Source organism: Pseudomonas sp. HMSC066A08 (genome assembly GCF_001813025.1).
Taxonomy (GTDB): domain Bacteria; phylum Pseudomonadota; class Gammaproteobacteria; order Pseudomonadales; family Pseudomonadaceae; genus Pseudomonas; species Pseudomonas aeruginosa.
In genome coordinates, this window is the sequence record NZ_KV811295.1 from 144,884 (window position 1) to 166,296 (window position 21,413).

Genomic DNA, 21,413 nt, shown 5'->3' on the forward strand with positions numbered 1-21,413 from the left:
AGTGCGGCTCGGTCAGGCACATGGTGCCGGTCCACTCGCCGGAGACCAGCTTGGTCAGGTAGGTCGCCTGCTGCTCGGCGGTGCCGTGGGCATGCAGGGTGTTCATGGCGCCGTGGGACAGGCCCGGGTACATGCCCCAGGACCAGTTGGCCTGGCCGACCATCTCGCTGATGGCCAGGCCGAGGGATTCCGGCAGCCCCTGGCCGCCGTGCTCGACGTCATGGGCCAGGCTCGGCCAGCCGCCTTCGACGAACTGCTGGTAGGCCTCCTTGAAGCCGGTCGGCGTCTTCACGCCGTCGGCGCTCCAGGTGCAGCCTTCCAGGTCGCCGACGCGGTTCAGCGGAGCGATCACCTGTTCGCAGAACTTCGCACCTTCCTCGAGGATGGCGTTGACCATGTCGGGAGTCGCGTCTTCGGCGCCCGGCAGGCTCTGGTAGTGCGCTTCGTAGCCCAGCAGCTCGTCGCGAACGAAACGGATATCACGCAAGGGGGCCTTGTAATCAGGCATAGCAGTCAACCTCTACGAAGGGTTCTGGTTAATCGGCGACCGGACGGATGTCCAGAGTCTGCGGTCGCAGTGCGGGATCGCTCCCGGTCGCCTTGCCGGACGCACTCATGCGTCCCGACTCTCAAACAGGCGTTTGAAACATACGTTTACGCCAACCCCTTGTCAAGCATCCGAACCGACCGGTCGGTCATGCCCGAAATCACTGGCTGCAACGACCATCCAAAGCGCTTTCGTCTCTCTCAGTAAAGCCCATGGCGAAGCGCCCGGCAGGCTTCAGGGGCCGCCGGGTGACAGTCGGAAAGAAAGAGTTGGGGGCGACCGCTGCCGGCCGCCAGGGAGTCAGGCGTGGGTATCGATCAGGGTACCGAGGGTCTCGTCGGCTACCTCGATGACCCGGGCGCCGCTCTGCGCCTCGAGCTTGCCGCGGGTCAGCTCGACCATCTGCTCGGCCTGGGGCGAACGGGCCTCCACGGTGTTGCGGGCGATCTCGCTGCCGGCCTGGGCGACGCGGGCGCTGCCCGACTGCACTGCGTTGAGGCCACTGACGAAAGCGTTGCCGGAAATTTCCACCCTCTACTCCTGGGGACGCGCACGCGTCACTGCGATAGCAAGTGGCTTCTATTCAAGCAGACTTGGCCGGCGCTGGGTACCGCCCGTTGGTTATCGACGGCCCGCTGTTTATAGCCCGATGCCCAGGGGCCGCAGGTCGAGGTGCGCGGCCACGGCCGCGGGAGTGGCTTCCTCCAGGCGCGGTACCCGACCCAGGCAGGGCGCCGGCAGGCGTTCGGCGAGGGTCGCCAGGTTCTCCTCCAGGCGCGAGGTAGCCGGGTCGACGAGGTTGGCCACCCAGCCGGCCAGCGCCAGGCCGTCGCCCAGGATCGCCTCGGCGCTGAGCAGCGCATGGTTGATACAGCCCAGGCGCACGCCGACCACCAGCACCACCGGCAGCGCCAGCAGGCGCGCCAGGTCGGACAGGTTCTCGCGGCCCTGCAACGGCACGCGCCAACCGCCGGCGCCCTCCACCAGGGTGAAATCGGCCTGTAGCGCCAGCACCTCGCGCACCGCCTCGTGCAAGCGTGCGGCGCTCAGTTCGACGCCAGCCTCGCGCGCCGCCAGGTGCGGGGCGATGGCCGGCGCGAAGGCCAGCGGGTTGACCTGCTCGTAGGCCAGCGCCAACGAGCACTGACCGAGCAACGCCAGCGCGTCGCCATTGCGCAGGCCTTGCGCCGTAGGCTCGCAGCCGGAGGCCACCGGCTTCGCCGCGGCGGTGCTCAGGCCGGCACTCCGGGCCGCGTGGAGCAGGCCGGCGGCGATGGTGGTCTTGCCGATCTCGGTGTCGGTACCGGTGACGAAGAACGCCGGCATGGTTCAGGAATCCTTGCGCAGCACGCCGAAGACGACGCGGTAGGTAGCGGGCAGCCCCTCGGGCTGGCGGAAACGCTCGTAGGCGGCGACCAGCGCGCGGATGCGCTGGCGCCCGGTCAGGCCGTCGGGCCGCCCGGGGTTGAGGTTGTGCGCGCCCAGCGCCTTGAGTTCGTGGGTCAGGCTGCGCAGGTCGGGGAAATGCAGGAGCCGGTCCTCGTGGCGCAGGGTCAGCGGCAGCAGGCCGCTGCCGGCCGCGTGTTGCAGGTAGTCGGCGAAGGCGCGGAAGCGATTGACGTGGACGAAACCGTCCACCACCCGCCAACTGTCACGCAACTCGCCCAGGGTACCGAGGCACAGGCTGCTGAACGCCAGCACGCCGCCCGGCCGCAGGACCCGCCGCGCCTCGGCCAGGACCGCCGGGAGGTCGGCGCACCACTGGATGGCCAGGCTGGAGAACAGCAGGTCGCAACTGCCGTCGCGCAACGGCAGCCTCTCGGCGTCGCCGCCGATGAAATGGCTGGCGCCGCCGCGCGCGCGGGCATGCCGCAGCATGCCTTCGGCGATGTCCACGGCCAGGCCCTCGGCCGCACCGAAGCGTCGTTCCAGGGCCCGGCTGAAATGACCGGTGCCGCAGCCGAGATCGACCCAGCGGCGCGGCGAGAAGCCTTCCGGCAATGCCGACAGCAGGCTCTCGCCGACGCCGCGCTGGAGTTCGGCGACCGCGTCGTAGCTGGCCGCCGCGCGGGAAAACGACGCGGCGACCTGGCGCTTGTCGGGCAGCGCGGCAACGCCATGGGGCGCCAGCAGCGGCGCGGAATCGTCAGGCATCGTCACCCTCGCGAAGGAATCTCAGGATTGCGCCGGCCACCTCGTCCGGGCATTCCAGCGGCAGGCCGTGGCTGGCCGCCAGGGTCGAGACCTCGACGTCCGGCAGCCACTCGAGCAGGGCCTCGGCGGCGGCCACCGGCACCAGCGCATCGGCTTCGGCGAACAGGTGCAATTGCGGCCCGCGGAAGTTTTCCAGGGCGGCCCGGGTATCCAGTTGGCCGAGCAACTGCAGGCCGGCGACCAGCGCCTCGCGCTCCAGCTGCGGCAGCGCCACCTGCAGTTGCCGCGCCAGGGTCCGAGGGTCGCGCGCACCCTGGCTGACCAGCAGGGTGAAACGCTTGCGGGTCAGGTGCGGCTCGAGCAGGAAAGCCTCGAAGAAGTCCTCGAAGGTTTCCGCCGGCATCGCGTTCGGCCAGTCCTCGCGCACACGGAAGCACGGATTGCTGGCCAGGGTCAGCAGTCCCCGGCAATCGTCGCCGCGGCGCGCCGCCAGTTCGCCGGCGAGCATGCCTCCCAGCGACCAGCCGGCCAGCCAGCTATCGCGCGGCAGGTTGTCGTCGAGTTCGTCGAGCCAGTCGGCGGCGTCGTCCAGCGACGGCAGCGGCTCGATCAACACGTTCAGGTGCGGCTCGCGTTCGTGCAGCGCGTCGCGCAGCGGTTCCAGCGGCGCGCTGCCCAGGCCCCAGCCCGGCAACAGGATCAGGTGGTCACGCATCGTCTCCCTCCTCGGCTTCGATCTCTGCCAGAAGGCTAGACGACAGCTGATGCCAGCTTTCGCCCAGGGCTTCGAGCAAGCGGTCGACCTGCGCTTCGCTGTGCGAGGCGGACAGCGTGACGCGCAGCCGCGCGCTGTTGGCCGGCACGGTTGGCGGGCGGATCGCGCCGACCATGATGCCACGGGCTCGAAGCATGCCGGCCAGGGCCACGGCCTGGCGGCTGCCGCCGACCAGGATCGGCTGGATCGGCGTGAAGCTGTCCATCAGGGTCAGGCCGAGCGCCTCGGCGCCATGGCGGAAACGGGCGATCAGCGCCGCCAGGTGCTGCCGCCGCCAGCTTTCACGGCGCAGCAGCTCGAGGCTCTTCAGGGTAGCGCAGGCCACCGCTGGCGGTTGGCTGGTGGTGTAGATGTAGGGCCGGGCGTACTGGATCAGGGTCTCGATCAGTTCCTCGCTGCCGGCTACGAAGGCGCCGGCGGTACCGAACCCCTTGCCGAGGGTGCCGATCAGCACCGGCACCTGCTCCTGGCCGAGGCCGAAGTGTTCGACGATCCCGCCGCCGCTGGCGCCCAGCGGGCCGAAGCCATGCGCGTCGTCGACCATCAGCCAGGCGCCGCGGGCCTGCGCGACGGCGGCCAGGGCCGGCAGGTCGGCGAGATTGCCGTCCATGCTGAAAACCCCGTCGGTGACCACCAGGGTATTGCCCTCGGCCTTGTCCAGGCGCGCGGCGAGGCTTGCCGGGTCGTTGTGCAGGTAACGCGAGAAACGCGCGCCGGAGAGCAATCCGGCATCCAGCAGCGAAGCGTGGTTGAGGCGGTCCTCCAGCACCGTGTCGCCCTTGCCGACCAGCGCGGTCACCGCGCCGAGGTTGGCCATGTAGCCGGTGGAGAACAGCAGCGCGCGCGGCCGCCCGGTGAATTCGGCGAGAGCCAGCTCCAGTTCGTGGTGCGGACCGCTGTGGCCGACCACCAGGTGCGAGGCGCCACCGCCCACCCCCCAGCGCTCGGCGCCGGCGCGCAGCGCGGCGATCACCTCGGGATGGTTGGCCAGGCCGAGGTAGTCGTTGGAACAGAAGGCCAGCAGCGGCTGGCCGTCGACCACGACGTCCGGGCCTTGGGCCGACTCCAGCAGCGGCCGCTGGCGGTAGAGGTCGTCCGCGCGCCGGCTGGCGAGGCGGGAAGCGAGATCGAAGGACATGGCAGGTCGCTCGTGTTGCTGGACGGACGCAGGCGCACCCGTCCACGCAGGGCCGACATCAGCGGCTGCAACGAAGGGACGGCGGCGCCCTCCCTTCCCGTATGGTCAGGCGGAAGCGGCGTTATAGAACAGCTTCGATTCGCGTTGTTCCACCAACGCCTGCTCGATGGCGGCCTGGTGCACTTCGTCGGCGTGCTCTTCGCGCTCTTCCGGCTTGATGCCGAGACGGGCGAACAACCGCATGTCCTTTTCGGCCTGCGGGTTCTTCGTGGTCAGCAGCTTTTCGCCGTAGAAGATCGAGTTGGCCCCGGCCATGAAGGCCAGCGCCTGCATCTGCTCGTTCATCTGCTCGCGGCCGGCGGACAGGCGCACGTGGGACTTCGGCATCATGATCCGGGCCACCGCCAGGGTGCGGATGAAGTCGAAGGGATCGACGTCCTTCTCTTCCGCCAGCGGCGTGCCCTTGACCTTCACCAGCATGTTGATCGGCACCGACTCGGGGTGCTCCGGCAGGTTGGCCAGCTGGATCAGCAGGCCGGCGCGGTCGTCCACCGACTCGCCCATGCCGAGGATGCCGCCGGAGCAGATCTTCATCCCCGCCTCGCGCACGTAGGCCAGGGTCTGCAGGCGCTCGCTGTAGGTCCGGGTGGTGATGATGTTGCCGTAGAACTCCGGCGAGGTATCCAGGTTGTGGTTGTAGTAGTCGAGGCCGGCGTCCGCCAGCGCCTGGGTCTGTTCCTGGGTCAGGCGGCCGAGGGTCATGCAGGTCTCCAGGCCGAGCTTCTTCACGCCCTTGACCATCTCCAGGACGTAGGGCATGTCCTTGGCCGACGGGTGCTTCCAGGCAGCGCCCATGCAGAAGCGGGTCGAACCGATGGCCTTGGCCTCGGCCGCCGCCTCGAGGACCTTCTGTACCTCCATCAGCTTTTCCTTGTCCAGGCCGGTGTTGTAGTGGCCGGACTGCGGGCAGTACTTGCAGTCCTCGGGACAGGCGCCGGTCTTGATCGACAGCAGCGTCGAGACCTGCACGCGGTTCGGGTCGAAGTACGCACGATGCACCGTCTGCGCCTGGAACAGCAGGTCGTTGAACGGCTGCTCGAACAGGGCACGGACTTCGGCGAGGGACCAGTCGTGACGGGTGGCGACGGCTGCGGATGCGCTCATGGGGGAGATTCCTTCGACGCTTGGTGGCGCCTCGTTATTCGGTGACGCCATGGCACGGGCATGGCGATTCAGGCTTTCGAGGCATGATAAGTAAGCATGAGTCGCTGTCAACCGTGACAAAGTCACAGGTCGACAACTGATCATTATCAATACAATCAAAAAGGCCCGGCGTTTCCGCCGGGCCTTCCTCCTAGCCCTGCCCCAGCAGCTCCAGCCGCCGCAGGCGCTGGCGATATTGCGCGCGCGCCTGCAGCGCCTGCTCCAGGGTGATGGCGACGAAACGCGCCTTGTTGTTCGGCTGCAACTGGCCGATCAGGTCGAGGTCGGCGCTGATCACCGTGCCGATCATCGCGTAGCCGCCGCCGGACACCGCGTCGCGGTGCAGGACGATGGGTTCCAGCCCGCCCGGCACCTGGATCGAGCCGATCGGATAGCAGGCGTCGACGATGTTCGATGGGTCCGAACCGGCGCCGAACGGCTGCTCGCGCGGCGCGAAGACCAGCGGCTGGCCGCCCTTGAAGCGATAGCCGGTACGGTCGGCCTCCGAGCCCACCGTCCAGGTGTCGGCAAAGAAGCGCTCGGCGGCCTCGGCACTGAGCCGATGGTGATACAGGCCCGGGACCACGCGCAGGGTCACCTCCTTCTCCAGCGCCATCCCCAGCGACGGCGGTAGCGCCAGGCCTTCGCGCGCCTGCGCCGACGGCGTGCCCAGCGGCAGTAGGTCGCCGGCTTGCAGGCGCCGTCCCTGGCAACCGCCAATGCCGCCCAGGCCGTAGGTGGAACGGCTGCCGAGCACCGGCGGCACGTCGATGCCACCCGCCACCGCCAGGTAGCCACGCGCGCCGGCCAACGGATAGCCGAACTCCAGGACCTGGCCGGCACACACGCGGAACGAGGCGTCCAGCGGCATCTCCTGGCCATCCAGGCGCGGCTGCATGCGCGCGCCGCTGATCGCCACCAGGGCATCGTGCTGGAATTCCAGCTGCGGCCCCATCAGGGCGAACTCCAGCACCGCCGCCTCGGCGGGATTGCCCACCAGGCGGTTGGCCACGCGCAGCGCGTACTGGTCGAGCGCGCCGGAGGGCGGGATGCCCAGGTGGTAATAACCTTCCCGCCCACCATCCTGCACCGAGCTGGCGAGGCCGGGCTTGAGCACCTTAATCGACATACAGCACCTCCTGCAGACGTTGCGTGCAGCCTCGCGGATCGGCGAGGAACGCGTCGAGATCGAAACTCACCGGGCGGATGCGCAGGTCGAATGTGCCCGCTTCGACTTCGGCCGCCATGCGTTCGTATTCGGTCCGCTCGATGGGGCGGAACTGGACGATGTCGCCAGCGCGGAAGAACACCATCGACTCCTCGAGATAGGCCAGGCCCTGGCGGGGATCGAAGATCGGCGCCGGAGTCACGCCGAACATCTGGTAGCCGCCGGCACCGCGCACCGAATAGATGCAGCCGAAGCAACCGCCGTGGCCGAGGGTCAGCTTCGGCGTGTCGATGCGCGGACGCAGGTACTTGGGCACCTGCAACTGCCGCTCGCGCTCGACCATCTGGTACATGAACGGCAGGCCGGCGACGAAACCGACCATCGAGACGAACCACGGCGTGCCGCTGTGCGCCCGGATGAACGCCTGCACGTCGGCGTAGCCGTTGATCCGCGCGGCGTACTCGAGGTCGGTGGAGTCCGGGTCCTGGTGACGGTCGCGGAATCGCATCAGGGTCTCGTGGGTCCAGGGATCGTTGTACAACACCGGCACTTCGACGATACGCGTCTCGATGCTGCGCGCGGCGACCGCCTCGGCTTCCAGACCGCGCACCGTCTCCAGCAGCGCCTGCGGGGCCAGCCGGTCAGGGTCGAAGCGGACCTGGAACGAGGCGTTGGCCAGGCATACGTCGAGCACCCCGGGCAATTGCAGGGCCTCGATGGCGCGAGTGATCGCCATGCCACGGAAGAAGGCTTCCAGCGACATGGACTCGGCGACCTCGGCGAACAGGTGCTCATCGCCGCCGAAGCTGTAGCGGATGTTGGCGTGCATCTCAAACCTCCTGCGCGGCGGCGGCCCGCTCGGCGAGCCAGGTTTCCAGGGTACCGGTATCGAACTGCGCGGCCTGTACCCGCGCATCGGCGAGCAGCCAGCGGTGCAGCGGCAGGGTGGTGGCCATGCCGGCCAGCACGGTGCGCTCCAGTGCCTGGCGCGCGCGGGCGAACGCTTCGTCGCGGTCGCGACCATGGACGATCAGCTTGGCCAGCAACGAATCGTAGTACGGCGGCACCCGGTAGCCGGGATACAGGTGACTGTCCACTCGCACGCCCTCGCCCTGCGGCCATTCCAGGCGCTCCACGGTGCCGGGGCTGGGGAAGAAATTGCGCGCCGGGTCTTCGGCGTTGATCCGCATCTCCAGCGCCGCGCCGTTCAGGCGAATCTCCTCCTGGAGCCAGGGCAGCGCCTCGCCGGCGGCGATGCGCAGCATGGCCTGGACCAGGTCGATGCCGGTGACCATCTCGCTGACCGGATGCTCGACCTGGATACGGGTGTTCATCTCGATGAAGAAGAACTCGCCGCTGTGCGCGTCGAACAGGTATTCCAGAGTGCCCGCGCCACGATAGCCGAGACTCTGCGCCAGGCGCACCGCGCTCTCGCAGAGGGCCTGGCGCTGCGCGCCGTCCAGAGCCGCCGAAGGAGCCTCCTCGAAGACCTTCTGGCGCCGCCGCTGCAGCGAGCATTCGCGCTCGAACAGATGCACCGCGCGCTCGCCATCGCCGAGGATCTGCACCTCGATGTGCCGCGCCTGGCGGATGAAGCGCTCCAGGTACACCGCCGGAGAACCGAAGGCGGCCTGCGCCTCGCGCTGGGCGATGGGGAATTCCCGACGCAGTTCGTCGGCGTCGTGGGCGATACGGATGCCACGTCCGCCGCCGCCGGCGGAGGCCTTGACCAGCAGCGGATAGCCGACCTCTTCGGCGCAGGCCAGCGCCGCGTCGAGGTCGTCCAGCTCGCCGGGCGAGCCCGGCACCACCGGCACCCCGGCGGCCATCGCGGTACGCCGCGCCTCGGCCTTGTCGCCCATGCGGCGGATGGTTTGCGCATCCGGACCGACGAAGACCAGGCCGGCCGCCTGCACCGCTTCGGCGAAGGCGGGGTTCTCGGAGAGGAAACCGTAGCCGGGATGGATCGAGTCGGCACCGGTTTCCCGCGCCGCCACGAGAATCGCCTCGCTATCCAGGTAGCTCCGGTCGGCCCGCGCAGGGCCGATCAGGCGTACCTCATCGGCCAGCCGCGCGGCCAGCGAATCGCGATCCGCCTCGCTGCACACCGCTACCGTGGGAATGCCCAGCGCCTGCGCGGCGCGGATGATGCGCACGGCGATCTCGCCGCGATTGGCCACCAGCAGCTTGTTCAGTCGCTTGTGCATGGCGTCCTCCTCAGGTAGCGCTGGCGATCACCGCCAGCACCTGGCCCGGCTCGATGGCCTCGCCATCTTCCACGTGGAACGCCTGGAGTATGCCGGCCTGCCCGGCCTGCACTTCGGAAAACTGCTTCATCACCTCGATCAGCCCGATCACGCTGCCGGCCTCGACCGCCTGCCCGACCTCCGCGTAGGGCGGCGCGTCGGGGCTGGCCTTGCGATAGAAGGTGCCGGGCAGGGGGGACTGCACGTTATGTTCGGCCATGACGAATCCTCATTATTCGAACGTTGTAGGAAATGGCAGAAAAGCTTGTCGCGAGGCTCGCCGAGGCGAGCGGCGCTCAACGCGGCGCCTTGATGCGGATGCCGGCACCCTCCAGGCGCGCACGGGTGCTGGCGACCAGCTCCAGGGCACCGGGGGTATCGCTGTGGATGCACACCGAGTCGAAGGCGATGTCGAGGTCCTCGCCCTCGACAGTGCGCACCTTGCCCTCGCGGCAGGCGCGCAGGACCTTGTCGGCGACCTGCTGCGGATCGAGGGCGGCGACCCGCCGGGTGAAGACGATGGAGCCGCTGCGGTCGTAGTCGCGGTCGGCGTAGAACTCGCGCACCAGCGGCTGGCCCAGTTCCCGGCCGATGCGCCAGGTGGCCGAACCGGGCATGCAATAGAGCAGCAGTTCCGGTTCCAGGCGTTGCAGGGTCTCGACGAACAGGCGCGCGGCGACCTCGTCCCGCGCCAGGTGCATGTAGAGCGCGCCGTGGGGCTTGACGTGTTGCAGCGACAGGCCCTGCAGCCGGGCGAATTCGCGCAGTGCGCCAAGCTGGTAGAGCATGTCGTTGACCAGTTCGATGGCCGGCGCGGCAATGTGCCGGCGACCGAAGCCGACCAGGTCGCGGAAGCCCGGATGGGCGCCGATGGCCACGCCATACTCGGCGGCCATCTCCACGGTGCGGCGCATGCTGCTCGGGTCGCCGGCGTGGAAACCGGTGGCGATGTTGGCGCTGCTGATCAGCGGCATGATCGCCGCGTCCACGCCATCGCCGATGGTCCATGGGCCGAAGCCTTCGCCCATGTCGGAATTGAGGTCGACTTCAGTCATTGCCCGCTGGCCTCATCTGTCTTGTTGTTGGATGGAGCCACGGTAAAAGCCGGAAAAGGTATTGGGTAGATTTATTATTCGATAGACTGGTTTCTGAAAAACAGATACCTCCTCCGGATGCTCCCCATGGCCCTGACCCTCCGCCAGGTTCGCTACTTCATCGCCACCGCCGAGTTCGGCCAGATATCCCAGGCCGCCATCCACCTGAACATCTCGCAGTCGGCGGTGACCAGCGCGATCCAGGAACTGGAGGGCATGCTCGGCGTCGCCCTGTTCACCCGCACGGCCCAGGGCATGAACCTGACCGACAGCGGCCGGCACTTCCTCAACCATGCCTATTCGATCCAGCGCAGCGTCGACGACGCGCTCAACAGCCCGCAACCGGACACCCGGGTCGAAGGCACCCTCAAGGTCGCCGCCAGCTATACCGTGATGGGCTATTTCCTCCCCCACCACCTGCAACGCCTGGCGCAGTGGTACCCGGAACTGGAGCTGCAACTGTTCGAGGACGAGCGCGCCAGCATCGAGCGCGGCCTCCTCGATGGTCGCTACGACATCGCCGTGCTGCTCACCGGCAATCTCACCGAGCCCGGGATCGCCGCCGAAACCCTGTTCAACTCCGAGCGCCGGTTGTGGCTGCCCAGCCGCCATCCGCTGGGCGAGAAGGCCGACCTGGGCCTTGCCGACGTGGCCGGCGAGCCCTACATCATGCTCACCGTCGACGAGGCCGGGCAGAGCGCGCTGCGCTACTGGCAACAGAGCGGACACCGGCCACAGGTGATCCTCCATACCAGTTCGGTGGAAGCGGTGCGCAGCATGGTCGCCAACGGCTCCGGCGTGGCCATCCTCTCCGACCTGGTGTACCGGCCCTGGTCGCTGGAAGGCAAACGCATCGAGACGCTATCGCTGGTCGACCCGGTGCCGTCGATGAGCGTCGGCCTGGCCTGGCGCCGCGACACCGAGGCGAGCGCCGGGATGCGCGCGTTCCGCGAATACTTCCGCCAGTCGTTCCTCGCTCCGCAGCAAAGCAGCAGCCGGCGCTGAACCCGGCGGCTAATCTCTGATCCAACGCTGGGAACACTCAGGACAGGACACTCATGGGTACAGAAGGCTTTTTCGACGGACTGGGCGAGATGCTGGGCAGGGCGATCCGCTTCGTGGTGGACCTGCTCTCCGGCCTGCTGGGCGGCATCTGGGGCGCCATGGACGACTTCCTCCACGGCCTGGCCAGGGCCATCGGCATGGACGCATCGCTGTTCAGCTTCGTCTTCCTGGTGCTCGGCCTGTTGCTGCTCTACAGCGGCATACGCGCCTTCATGCGCCGCTCGATAGTCGGCGGGGTGGTCTGGACGGTGCTCGGCCTGATCGTCATGAGCTGGCTCATCCACTGATCCACGCGTCGGCCGTTTCCGCAAGGAGCGAAGGATCGTTTCGGTTATCCACAGGCGAGTTCCGAACCCGCTGGCAACCGCTGGTCGGCGCCGCGCGCCTGCGGTTGCATGGTGCGACATCCGCCAGGAAATCCCGCCATGTCGTTCCCGCTTCGTCCTCTCACACACTGGCTTTTGCCGCCGCCGGCCTGCCTGCTCTGCGCCGCCCGCAGCGACCAGCCGCCCCGCCCGCTGTGCCGCGCCTGTGCCGCCGACCTGCCATGGTCGCGCCAGCAGTGCCGGCGCTGCGCCCTGCCCCTGCCGCTGGACGGCCAGGTGTGCGGCGAGTGCCTGCGCCGCCCGCCGGCCTATGAACAGGCGATAGCGCCCTGGCGCTACGCCTTTCCGCTCGACAGCCTGATCAACCGCTTCAAGCACCAGACGGCCTGGCCGTTGGGGCGGCTGCTCGGCGAGCTGCTGGCGGAATACCTGCGGCAACGCTACGCCGAAGGCCTGCCACGCCCGGCACGCCTGCTGCCGGTCCCGCTGGCGCCACGGCGCGAACGTCGTCGCGGCTTCAACCAGGCGCAACAGCTCGCCGAGCGACTGGCTGGCGAGCTGGACCTGCGCTGCGATCCGCACAGCCTGCGGCGAGTGCTGGATACTCCGGCCCAGCAGGGGCTGGACGCGACGGTGCGGCGGCGCAACCTGCGCCACGCCTTCGCCCTGGCGCCCGCCCGCGATGTTCGCGGGCTGCACCTGGCACTGGTGGACGATGTGCTCACCACCGGAGCCACCGCCGAGCGCCTTTCCCGCCTGTTGTGCCGGGCGGGCGCCGCGCGGGTCGACGTCTACTGCCTGGCGCGCACGCCGAAGCCCGGCTGAGCTGGGCTAAACTGCCGCGCAACCGATACGGGAGAGGATCCATGCGTGCACTGCTGGTCGCGGCCTGCCTGTCGCTCGGCGGTTGCAGCCATTTCGCCGAAGACGACTGGCTGGGCGAAGACAAGGCCCTGCATTTCGCCAGTTCCGCGGCCCTTGCCGCGGCGGGCATGCAGATGGCCCACGACCGAGGCCTGCGCGGCGCTCGCCAGGCACGCTTCGGCCTGAGCTTCTCGCTCGCCTTCGGCATCGGCAAGGAGCTCTGCGACAGCCGCTCCGCCGGCAGCGGCTGGAGCTGGAAGGACCTCGCCTGGGACCTGGCCGGCGCCGCCGCCGGCTACGGTCTCTACCAGGCCGCCGAGTGACGCCCTTGCGTTTTGCCCATGGCTGTTGGAGCCTTCGCCGTATACGTCCGCTCATAGCGAAGCCTCCATGTCCGCACTCTCCACTCTCGCCCAGCACGTCACCCGTCGCCCACAACGCATCGCCCTGCTCGCGCAGATCGCCGAACTGGGCTCCATCACCCGTGCGGCGAAGGCCGTGGGCATCAGCTACAAGGGCGCCTGGGACGCCATCGACGAACTGAACAACCTGGCCGACCGCCCGCTGGTCGAGCGTAGCGTCGGCGGCAAGGGCGGCGGCGGCGCCCGGCTGACCGCCGAGGGCGAACGCCTGCTGGCTCTCTACCGGCGCCTGGAAGCCTTGCAAACGCAGGTGTTGCAGGCCGCGGAAGACGCCGAGGACCTAAACCTGATCGGCCGCCTGATGCTCCGCACCAGCGCACGCAACCAATTGCACGGACGGGTCCTGTCGATCCACGGCGAAGGCTTCCACGACCGCATCGCCATCGAGCTGCCAGGCCAGCAACGCATCGAGGCGCTGATTACCCGCGCCAGCACCGAGCAACTCGAACTCGGTCGCGGCCGCCCGGTACTGGCGCTGATCAAGGCCGGCTGGCTGGACGTCGGGCTGGAAACGCGCGAGGACCAGCCGAACCAGTTGCAAGGCACCCTGGAGGAAATCCTCGCGGCCAAGGCCGGTCCCAGCGAGGTGCGCATCGCCCTGGGCAGCGGTCTTACCCTCTGCGCGCTGTTGTCCGGCGAACGCCTGGCCAGCCTGGGGCTGAAGAAGGGCCAGAAGGTGATCGCCTCCTTCGATCCGGCCCAGGTCCTGCTCGGCACGCCGCTGTGAACCTGCCGGCCCGCGCCGGCTTGCGTACACTAGGGGTCTTTCGAGCCTTGGATGCCCCGTCATGTCCCATCCCTTCGACCAACTGACCCCCGACCTCGTCCTGGATGCCGTGGAAAGCCTCGGCTATCTCAGCGACGCACGGGTGCTGGCGCTCAACAGCTACGAAAACCGCGTGTACCAGGTCGGCATCGAGGATGGCGAGCCGCTGATCGCCAAGTTCTACCGACCAGGCCGCTGGAGCGACGCGGCGATCCGCGAGGAGCACGCCTTCGCCGCCGAGCTGGCGGAATGCGAGGTGCCGGTGGTGGCGCCGCTATCGCGCGACGGCGAAAGCCTGTTCGCATTCTCCGGCTTCCGCTTCGCCCTGTTCCCCCGGCGCGGCGGGCGCGCGCCCGAGCCGGGCAATCTCGACCAGCTCTACCGCCTCGGCCAGTTGCTCGGCCGCCTGCACGCGGTCGGCGCCACGCGGCCGTTCGAGCACCGCGAGGCGCTCGCTGTGGATAACTTCGGCCACGCCTCGCTGACAACCCTGCTGGCAGGCAATTTCATCCCCAGGAGCCTGCTGCCGGCCTACGAGTCGGTCGCCCGCGACCTGCTGAAACGCCTCGACGCCCTGTTCGCCGAGGTGCCCTACCAACCGATCCGCCTGCACGGCGACTGCCATCCGGGCAACCTGCTGTGCCGCGACGAGGTCTACCACATGGTCGACCTCGACGACTGCCGCATGGGCCCGGCCCTCCAGGACCTGTGGATGATGCTCGCCGGCGAGCGCCACGAACGCCTGGCGCAGATTGCCGAACTGGTCGACGGCTACAACGAGTTCCACGACTTCGACCCGCGCCAGCTACCGCTGCTCGAAGGCCTGCGCAGCCTCCGCCTGATGCATTACAGCGCCTGGCTCGCGCGGCGCTGGGACGACCCGGCGTTCCCGCCGAGCTTCCCCTGGTTCGGCAGCGAACGTTACTGGGGCGAGCAGGTGCTGGTGCTGCGCGAACAACTGGCGGCGCTGGACGAGGAACCGCTGCGGCTGTTCTGAGCCTCCTGCGGACAGGGCGAATGGCGCGCAGCGCTGTCCGCCCTGGCTTACCAGGGGCAGTCGAACGAAAGGCAAGTGTGCCGGTGCTTTTCCGCGGGAACTGTGCGCAGACAAGCCCGCCACCCCCCTACTAGAATTCACAGGTCATCCGCGCGTGCATACCGTGCACGGCCATTCTTACCTGCCTGACGTTTCAAGGATTCTCCATGGCGACCGCCAACCTCCGTCGGGGCTATGTCCTCGGCCTGACGGCTTATGTGATCTGGGGACTGTTCCCGCTCTACTTCAAACTGCTCGAACGCATCCCCGCGGTGGAAATCATCGTCCAGCGCGCGGTCTGGTCGGCCCTGTTCGGCGCCGTCCTGCTGCTGTTCTGGAAACACCCGGGCTGGTGGCGCGAGCTGCGCCAGAATCCGCAGCGCTTCGTCGTGCTGGCCGCCAGCGGACTGCTGATCGCCAGCAACTGGATGACCTATGTCTGGGCGGTGAACAACGGCCACATGCTGGAAGCCAGCCTGGGCTACTACATCAATCCGCTGATCAACGTGATGCTCGGCATGTTGCTCCTCAAGGAACGCCTGCGTCCCCTGCAATGGCTGGCGGTGGCCCTGGCTTCGCTGGGCGTGGCGCAGCAGGTCTGGCAACTCGGCAGCCTGCCCTGGGTGTCGCTGGTGCTGGCCCTGACCTTCGGCTTCTACGGCCTGATCCGCAAAAAGGCGCCGGTCGCCGCGCTGCCCGGACTGGTGGTGGAAACCTGGCTGCTGCTGCCACTGGCGCTGGTCTGGTTGCTGTTGTTCGCCGACGGGCCGACCAGCGAAACGGCTTTCTGGAGCACCCCGGAAGCCCTGTGGGTGGTCGCCGCGGGCCCGGTGACGCTGGTTCCGCTGGTCTGCTTCAACGCTGCGGCAAGGCACCTGCCCTACGCCACCCTGGGCTTCCTGCAATACCTGGCGCCGACGCTGGTCCTGCTACAGGCGATCCTGCTGTTCGGCGAGCACCTGGACTCCAGCCGCCTGACCGCGTTCGCTTTCATCTGGCTCGCCCTGGCCGTCTACAGCTTCGACGCCTGGCGCAGCCTGCGCCGCCTCCCGCCGCCGGGCTGACGTTATCCCCAGGCTTGCGGAACGCCGCAAGCCTGGCGAAAAAACACGCACTCCTTCCTATCCCCCGCCAATACTGACGCTCAGCGTTCCACCCCAGGCTTTTCCACAGGATCATGCACGCACTTTGTGCATAGACCTGCCTTCTCCTCTCCGCAGGCACGTGGATAACTCTTCGGAAGTGGCCCCGCAAAGCGCTTGATCAGACTTTGAGCATACCGCTGCGCGCCAGTCTTACCAATGGTTACAGCGATATACACAAGGCTTATCCACAAAGCTGCCCAAGGCTTTTGTGAGCAACTGTGGATGAACCGGAAAAGGCATCGATCAAAAAACGTACGGACACCTGGACTACCGATGGATAAAGGCCTGCATGAATTCTTCCCCGGCTTACCCACAGACTGCTCCACGTTATTTGTGCACAGGGCCAAAGATAGCGGTGAAGGTTAATCCACAAGCAAAAGCACAAGAGAGGCTGCTCAGAAAACGATCAAGCCCTTGTATCGCCCATGGCTAGAGGCCTGCAAGCTTATCCACACAGAATACCCACAGGCTGGTCCACCTGGTTTGGGAATAACCGCAACGCAGCTGGTCAAAAAACGCGCTACGACCTCCAAGCCTCGCGGCGCCTGGGCTTCAGGGTTTCACCCAAGGCTTTTCCACAGGCCCGTCCCCGGCTTTCCTGAACAACTTCAGGACGCGTCCAGCACCAATTCCACCATCAGGTCGTCGGCTAGGTCTTCCAGTCGCTCGCGCAGGGTGTCCAGCGACAGGGTCAGCGGCACCGCCAGCAGCGCATCGGCATGGAACAGCGGTTCGCTGCTCATCGGCGCCGGGCGCACTTCGGTGGACAGGCTCTCCAGGTTCACTCCGTGCTCGGCCAGCAGCCGGGTGATGTCGCGCACGATACCGGGGCGGTCGTTGCCCACCAGGTCGAGGTGGATAGGCTTCCAGTTGCATACCGGCTCGATCCCGCTTTCCGCCAGGAGTACGCGGATGCCATGGCTGGACAGGCCCTGTAGCCCTTCCACCAGTTCGTCGTAGCCTTCCGCCGGCACGGCCACCCGCAGTATCCCGGCGAACTGCCCGGCCATCCGCGACATGCGGCTTTCCAGCCAGTTGCCGCCGTGGGAGGCGATGCATTGGGCGATGCGCTCGACCAGGCCGGGATGGTCGGTGGCGATCACGGTCAGGACCAGGTGATCCATGAGCTTGCCTCCTGCTGGGACGAATGGGAGTTCAGAGCTGCAGCCAGTAAGTGTAGAACTGTTCGTCACGGACATAGCCGAGGCGCTCGTAGAGCGACTGCCCGGCGTGGTTGGTCTTCGCCGTCTCCAGTTGCAGGCCGCAGGCGCCCATGCTTTCGGCGAAACCCCGGGCCTGGTTCATCAGGGCCTCGCCGACGCCCTGGCGGCGCGCCTCCGGGCGGACGTAGAGGTCGCTGAGCAACCACGAAGGTCGTAGCGCCAGGGAGGCGAACAGCGGATAGAGTTGGACGAAGCCCAGCGCCCGCGCCTCGGCATCCCTGGCCAGGAACAGGGTCGAATCGCCCTGGCGCAGGCGCTCGGCGAGAAATGCGCGGACCTGCTCTTCCGGCGCCGGCACTTCGTAGAAGTCGAGGTAGGCGGAAAACAGCGGAACCAGGTCGGCGAGATCGGCGAGGGATGCGGCATGGACGGGCATGGCGAGGCTCCTGGGGCGATTCCGGGAGTATAGGCAAGGCGCTCGCAGCGCAGTGAAACATCCTGCGACGCCGCGCCGCAGTTGGGCTCGCGATAAATCGTGTACTGTTTTTAGATTTATCTGGAACAAAGTACAGTTTTTTTGCGAACATTGAGCCTGGCCAACGTGACCGTGAAGCGTCATCCAGTCGTAACGCGACGCGTAACCACTGATTTTTCCCGCGGCATCATGTAGTATGCCGCGGCTCGGACTACAAGGCCGTGCGGCCCGGGTCCAGAGCTGGTCTAGAGCAGAGTGAGGCAAACAATGACTGAACGCGTTCAAGTCGGTGGCCTGCAGGTCGCCAAAGTCCTGTTCGACTTCGTGAACAACGAAGCCATCCCCGGAACCGGCGTCTCTGCCGACACGTTCTGGACCGGTGCGGAGGCCGTGATCAACGACCTGGCGCCGAAGAATAAAGCCCTGCTCGCCAAGCGCGACGAACTCCAGGCCAAGATCGACGGCTGGCACCAGGCTCGCGCCGGCCAGGCCCACGACGCCGCTGCCTACAAGGCCTTCCTCGAGGAAATCGGCTACCTGCTGCCCGAGGCGGAAGACTTCCAGGCCGGCACCCAGAACGTCGACGACGAGATCGCCCGCATGGCCGGCCCGCAGCTGGTGGTGCCGGTGATGAATGCGCGCTTCGCCCTGAACGCCTCCAACGCCCGCTGGGGCTCGCTGTACGACGCACTCTACGGCACCGACGTGATCGGCGAAGAAGGCGGCGCCGAGAAAGGCAAGGGCTACAACAAGGTTCGCGGCGACAAGGTCATCGCCTTCGCTCGTGCCTTCCTCGACGAGGCCGCGCCGCTGGAGTCCGGCTCCCATGTCGACGCCACTTCCTACAGCGTGAAGAACGGCGCGCTGGTCGTCGCGCTGAAGAACGGCAGCGAAACCGGCCTGAAGAACGCTGGCCAGTTCCTTGCCTTCCAAGGCGACGCCGCCAAGCCGCAAGCGGTACTGCTCAAGCACAACGGCCTGCACTTCGAAATCCAGATCGACCCCAGCAGCCCGGTCGGCCAGACCGATGCCGCAGGCGTGAAGGACGTGCTGATGGAAGCCGCCCTCACCACCATCATGGACTGCGAGGACTCGGTCGCCGCGGTCGACGCCGACGACAAGGTAGTGATCTACCGCAACTGGCTGGGCCTGATGAAAGGCGACCTGGCCGAGGAAGTCAGCAAGGGCGGCAGCACCTTCACCCGCACCATGAACCCGGACCGCGTCTACATCAGGGCCGACGGTTCCGAACTGACCCTGCACGGCCGCTCGCTGCTGTTCGTGCGCAACGTCGGCCACCTGATGACCAACGATGCGATCCTCGACAAGGACGGCAACGAAGTGCCGGAAGGCATCCAGGACGGTCTGTTCACCAGCCTGATCGCCATTCATGACCTGAACGGCAACACCAGCCGCAAGAACAGCCGCACCGGCAGCGTGTATATCGTCAAGCCGAAGATGCACGGTCCGCAAGAAGCCGCCTTCACCAATGAGCTGTTCGGCCGCGTCGAGGACGTCCTCGGCCTGCCGCGCAACACCCTGAAGGTCGGCATCATGGACGAGGAGCGCCGCACCACCGTGAACCTGAAGGCCTGCATCAAGGCGGCCAAGGATCGCGTGGTGTTCATCAACACCGGCTTCCTCGACCGCACCGGCGACGAGATCCACACCTCCATGGAAGCCGGCGCCGTGGTGCGCAAGGGCGCCATGAAGTCGGAGAAGTGGATCGGCGCCTACGAGAACAACAACGTCGACGTCGGCCTGGCCACCGGCCTGCAAGGCAAGGCGCAGATCGGCAAGGGCATGTGGGCCATGCCCGACCTGATGGCCGCCATGCTCGAGCAGAAGATCGGCCACCCGCTGGCCGGCGCCAACACCGCCTGGGTCCCGTCGCCGACCGCCGCGACCCTGCACGCCCTGCATTACCACAAGGTCGACGTGTTCGCCCGCCAGGCCGAGCTGGCCAAGCGCACCCCGGCCTCGGTGGACGACATCCTGACCATTCCGCTGGCGCCGAACACCAACTGGACCGCGGAAGAGATCAAGAACGAGGTGGACAACAACGCCCAGGGCATCCTCGGCTATGTCGTCCGCTGGATCGACCAGGGCGTCGGCTGCTCCAAGGTGCCGGACATCAACGACGTCGGCCTGATGGAAGACCGTGCCACCCTGCGCATCTCCAGCCAACTGCTGGCCAACTGGCTGCGTCACGGCGTGATCAGCCAGGAGCAGGTGGTCGAGAGCCTCAAGCGTATGGCCGTGGTGGTCGACCGGCAGAACGCCAGTGACCCATCCTACCGGCCGATGGCGCCGAACTTCGACGACAACGTCGCGTTCCAGGCCGCCCTGGAGCTGGTGGTGGAAGGCACCCGGCAGCCGAACGGCTATACCGAGCCGGTCCTGCATCGCCGCCGCCGCGAGTTCAAGGCGAAGAACGGGCTGTAGGCCGTTCGCCGCAGCGCAACGAAAAGCCGCCCCGAGGGGCGGCTTTTTCATTTCTTCGGGTAGCCATGCACGCGCTCCCAACAGTCGTCGCGCAGCTCCTCGGCGTGGCTACGGATGCTGACCCAACCGTTCTGCCGCAGCGCCTCCCGGGCCTCTCGACGTACCGCCTGCCATCCGGGGTGGGCATAGATGTCGAAGTCGAAGCAGCCCAGCGCTTCCTCGGGCAGCTCGTTGCACAGCGCCCAGACACGCCTCAAGGCATCGCGAAAATTCCCGGCCTGGTGACCCGGACAGCCTTCGAGCCACTCGTGCAACGGCACGACCTTCTCCGACCAGGTAGAGCAGCCCGGGCAACTGCCGATGGTCTCTCTCTGCATGGCACCGTCAAGGGCCAGGAAATCGAGCGCCAGGAACGCCTCTGCGCTGAGCAGGACCCATCGATGCTCATCCTGCCCGTACCAAGCCCAGATGAAACTGCCCGGCTCGTTCATGTCGGCTCCTGCGCCGCGGGAAAAGGCGCGACGATAGCGTAATCAGTCTGCGCGGAGAAAGCTCAGCACCGCTTCCTCGAACGCCCATGGACACTCGACGTTCGACAGGTGCACTGCCGGCAGCGTAACCAGCCTGGCCCCGGCAATCGACGTGGCGATCAGCTCACCGTGGCTGGCGGCGGTGACCGTGTCGTACGCCCCTGCGATCACCAGGGTCGGCCGCTCGATCCGCGCCAGTTGCGCGCGCAGGTCGGTATCGCGCACCGCCGCGAAGGAGCCGGCCAGGCCGTGCCGGTTGGTGGCCATGAGCATCGCCCGGAAGCGCTCGACGACGGGTTCGGCGCGCTCCAGCAGCGTCGGCGGAAACCAGTTGCCGAGGAAGCCCGCGGCGGTCTCGCTCATGTCCTCGGCCTGCAGCACCGCGGCGATGCGCTCGTCCCACTGCGCCGCGGGGCCGAGCCAGGCCGAGGTGTTGGCCAGCACCAGCCGCTCGATCCGCTGCGGCGCATGCAGCGCCAGCCACTGGCCGACGATCCCGCCCAGGGACAGGCCGAGGAAATGCGCACGCCGCACCTCCAGCACGTCGAGCAGCTCCAGTACGTCCTCGCCCAGCCGGGCCAGGGTGTAGGGCCCCGGCGGCACGCTGGAGGCGCCATGGCCACGGGCGTCGTAGCGCAGGACGCGGAAGTGTCGGGTCAGTGCCGGGAGCTGCGCATCCCACATGTGCAGGGTGGTGCCGATGGAGTTGGAGAGCGCCAGCAGCGGTTTCTCCGCCGCACCGTCCAGGCGATAGGCGAGGCTGGCGCCATCGCTGGTAGCGAGAAAAGACAGGTTGCCCATGGGAGCCTCCGGGGTCAGGGTGATTGCCATGCACGCCAGGCTAGTTGCGA

General features: G+C 67.5%; 23 protein-coding genes and 1 pseudogene. 8 read left to right on the top strand and 16 right to left on the bottom strand.

Translation table 11 applies throughout. From position 1 onward, the window contains the following. The 12 genes and pseudogenes from HMPREF2886_RS12710 to HMPREF2886_RS12765 form a co-directional block, all read right to left on the bottom strand. Positions 1 to 508: pseudogene (locus tag HMPREF2886_RS12710) on the bottom strand (phenylacyl-CoA dehydrogenase); the annotation flags it as partial. Between the two features lie 339 nt (positions 509 to 847). Beyond that, positions 848 to 1,078 (bottom strand): hypothetical protein, encoded by a 231-nt coding sequence (locus HMPREF2886_RS12715; RefSeq protein WP_003103338.1) that lies wholly within the window; start codon positions 1,076 to 1,078, stop codon positions 848 to 850. 108 nt (positions 1,079 to 1,186) lie between these two features. Beyond that, complete coding sequence (bioD, locus tag HMPREF2886_RS12720; protein ID WP_033971451.1) at positions 1,187 to 1,873, bottom strand: dethiobiotin synthase; 687 nt, start codon at positions 1,871 to 1,873, stop codon at positions 1,187 to 1,189. A 3-nt stretch (positions 1,874 to 1,876) separates the two neighbouring features. Continuing rightward, complete coding sequence (bioC, locus tag HMPREF2886_RS12725) at positions 1,877 to 2,701, bottom strand: malonyl-ACP O-methyltransferase BioC (protein ID WP_033971449.1); 825 nt, start codon at positions 2,699 to 2,701, stop codon at positions 1,877 to 1,879. Further along, complete coding sequence (locus tag HMPREF2886_RS12730) at positions 2,694 to 3,416, bottom strand: alpha/beta fold hydrolase (protein ID WP_003111239.1); 723 nt, start codon at positions 3,414 to 3,416, stop codon at positions 2,694 to 2,696. The genes bioC and HMPREF2886_RS12730 overlap by 8 nt, the downstream gene beginning before the upstream one ends. Continuing rightward, on the bottom strand, positions 3,409 to 4,614 hold the full coding sequence (gene bioF / locus HMPREF2886_RS12735; RefSeq protein WP_033978026.1) for an 8-amino-7-oxononanoate synthase: 1,206 nt from the start codon (positions 4,612 to 4,614) through the stop codon (positions 3,409 to 3,411). The genes HMPREF2886_RS12730 and bioF overlap by 8 nt, the downstream gene beginning before the upstream one ends. Before the next feature lie 105 nt (positions 4,615 to 4,719). Next, a complete protein-coding gene (bioB, locus tag HMPREF2886_RS12740) occupies positions 4,720 to 5,778 on the bottom strand; it encodes a biotin synthase BioB (RefSeq protein WP_033971443.1) in 1,059 nt (352 codons plus the stop codon). 190 nt (positions 5,779 to 5,968) lie between these two features. Beyond that, entirely contained in the window at positions 5,969 to 6,946 is a 978-nt protein-coding gene (locus HMPREF2886_RS12745; protein ID WP_033978027.1) for a 5-oxoprolinase subunit C family protein, read from the bottom strand. Next, complete coding sequence (locus HMPREF2886_RS12750) at positions 6,936 to 7,814, bottom strand: 5-oxoprolinase subunit B family protein (RefSeq protein WP_033971439.1); 879 nt, start codon at positions 7,812 to 7,814, stop codon at positions 6,936 to 6,938. The genes HMPREF2886_RS12745 and HMPREF2886_RS12750 overlap by 11 nt, the downstream gene beginning before the upstream one ends. A gap of 1 nt (position 7,815) precedes the next feature. Beyond that, a complete protein-coding gene (locus HMPREF2886_RS12755; RefSeq protein ID WP_033971437.1) occupies positions 7,816 to 9,192 on the bottom strand; it encodes an acetyl-CoA carboxylase biotin carboxylase subunit in 1,377 nt (458 codons plus the stop codon). A 10-nt stretch (positions 9,193 to 9,202) separates the two neighbouring features. Further along, positions 9,203 to 9,451 (bottom strand): acetyl-CoA carboxylase, encoded by a 249-nt coding sequence (locus HMPREF2886_RS12760; RefSeq protein ID WP_003084813.1) that lies wholly within the window; start codon positions 9,449 to 9,451, stop codon positions 9,203 to 9,205. Positions 9,452 to 9,527: 76 nt separating this feature from the next. After that, positions 9,528 to 10,286, bottom strand: a complete 759-nt coding sequence (locus HMPREF2886_RS12765) for a 5-oxoprolinase subunit PxpA (protein WP_033971435.1) — start codon at positions 10,284 to 10,286, stop codon at positions 9,528 to 9,530. Positions 10,287 to 10,403: 117 nt separating this feature from the next. Here HMPREF2886_RS12765 and HMPREF2886_RS12770 point away from each other — a divergent pair, with 117 nt between their 5' ends. The 7 genes from HMPREF2886_RS12770 to rarD all read left to right on the top strand — a co-directional run bounded on the left by HMPREF2886_RS12770 (position 10,404) and on the right by rarD (position 15,868). Further along, complete coding sequence (locus tag HMPREF2886_RS12770; RefSeq protein ID WP_003118849.1) at positions 10,404 to 11,330, top strand: LysR family transcriptional regulator; 927 nt, start codon at positions 10,404 to 10,406, stop codon at positions 11,328 to 11,330. A 53-nt stretch (positions 11,331 to 11,383) separates the two neighbouring features. Continuing rightward, positions 11,384 to 11,677, top strand: a complete 294-nt coding sequence (locus tag HMPREF2886_RS12775) for a hypothetical protein (protein ID WP_033971433.1) — start codon at positions 11,384 to 11,386, stop codon at positions 11,675 to 11,677. A gap of 138 nt (positions 11,678 to 11,815) precedes the next feature. Beyond that, positions 11,816 to 12,541, top strand: a complete 726-nt coding sequence (locus tag HMPREF2886_RS12780) for a ComF family protein (RefSeq protein ID WP_070747472.1) — start codon at positions 11,816 to 11,818, stop codon at positions 12,539 to 12,541. A 41-nt stretch (positions 12,542 to 12,582) separates the two neighbouring features. Further along, complete coding sequence (locus HMPREF2886_RS12785) at positions 12,583 to 12,903, top strand: YfiM family lipoprotein (RefSeq protein ID WP_058018282.1); 321 nt, start codon at positions 12,583 to 12,585, stop codon at positions 12,901 to 12,903. A 67-nt stretch (positions 12,904 to 12,970) separates the two neighbouring features. Continuing rightward, positions 12,971 to 13,729: a TOBE domain-containing protein gene (locus tag HMPREF2886_RS12790; RefSeq protein WP_033971425.1), complete on the top strand. Its 759-nt coding sequence runs from the start codon at positions 12,971 to 12,973 to the stop codon at positions 13,727 to 13,729. 61 nt (positions 13,730 to 13,790) lie between these two features. Further along, the gene (locus HMPREF2886_RS12795; RefSeq protein ID WP_070747477.1) at positions 13,791 to 14,765 is read left to right on the top strand and encodes a serine/threonine protein kinase; all 975 of its coding nucleotides are present in this window, start codon (positions 13,791 to 13,793) and stop codon (positions 14,763 to 14,765) included. A 206-nt stretch (positions 14,766 to 14,971) separates the two neighbouring features. Continuing rightward, on the top strand, positions 14,972 to 15,868 hold the full coding sequence (gene rarD, locus HMPREF2886_RS12800) for an EamA family transporter RarD (protein ID WP_033971423.1): 897 nt from the start codon (positions 14,972 to 14,974) through the stop codon (positions 15,866 to 15,868). Between the two features lie 689 nt (positions 15,869 to 16,557). Here the strand turns inward: rarD and HMPREF2886_RS12805 are convergent. After that, positions 16,558 to 17,073: a glycine cleavage system transcriptional repressor gene (locus tag HMPREF2886_RS12805; protein WP_003084789.1), complete on the bottom strand. Its 516-nt coding sequence runs from the start codon at positions 17,071 to 17,073 to the stop codon at positions 16,558 to 16,560. A gap of 31 nt (positions 17,074 to 17,104) precedes the next feature. After that, positions 17,105 to 17,548 carry a GNAT family N-acetyltransferase gene (locus HMPREF2886_RS12810; protein WP_003084786.1) on the bottom strand — a complete coding sequence of 148 codons (444 nt, stop codon included), beginning with the start codon at positions 17,546 to 17,548 and terminating at the stop codon, positions 17,105 to 17,107. A gap of 306 nt (positions 17,549 to 17,854) precedes the next feature. Between HMPREF2886_RS12810 and HMPREF2886_RS12815 the strand changes: the two genes are divergently transcribed. Continuing rightward, complete coding sequence (locus HMPREF2886_RS12815) at positions 17,855 to 20,032, top strand: malate synthase G (protein WP_070747480.1); 2,178 nt, start codon at positions 17,855 to 17,857, stop codon at positions 20,030 to 20,032. Between the two features lie 47 nt (positions 20,033 to 20,079). Here HMPREF2886_RS12815 and HMPREF2886_RS12820 read toward each other — a convergent pair whose 3' ends face one another. Continuing rightward, on the bottom strand, positions 20,080 to 20,523 hold the full coding sequence (locus HMPREF2886_RS12820; protein WP_070747483.1) for a hypothetical protein: 444 nt from the start codon (positions 20,521 to 20,523) through the stop codon (positions 20,080 to 20,082). Between the two features lie 42 nt (positions 20,524 to 20,565). Further along, entirely contained in the window at positions 20,566 to 21,363 is a 798-nt protein-coding gene (gene pcaD / locus HMPREF2886_RS12825) for a 3-oxoadipate enol-lactonase (protein WP_058173551.1), read from the bottom strand. Positions 21,364 to 21,413: the final 50 nt, after the last annotated feature.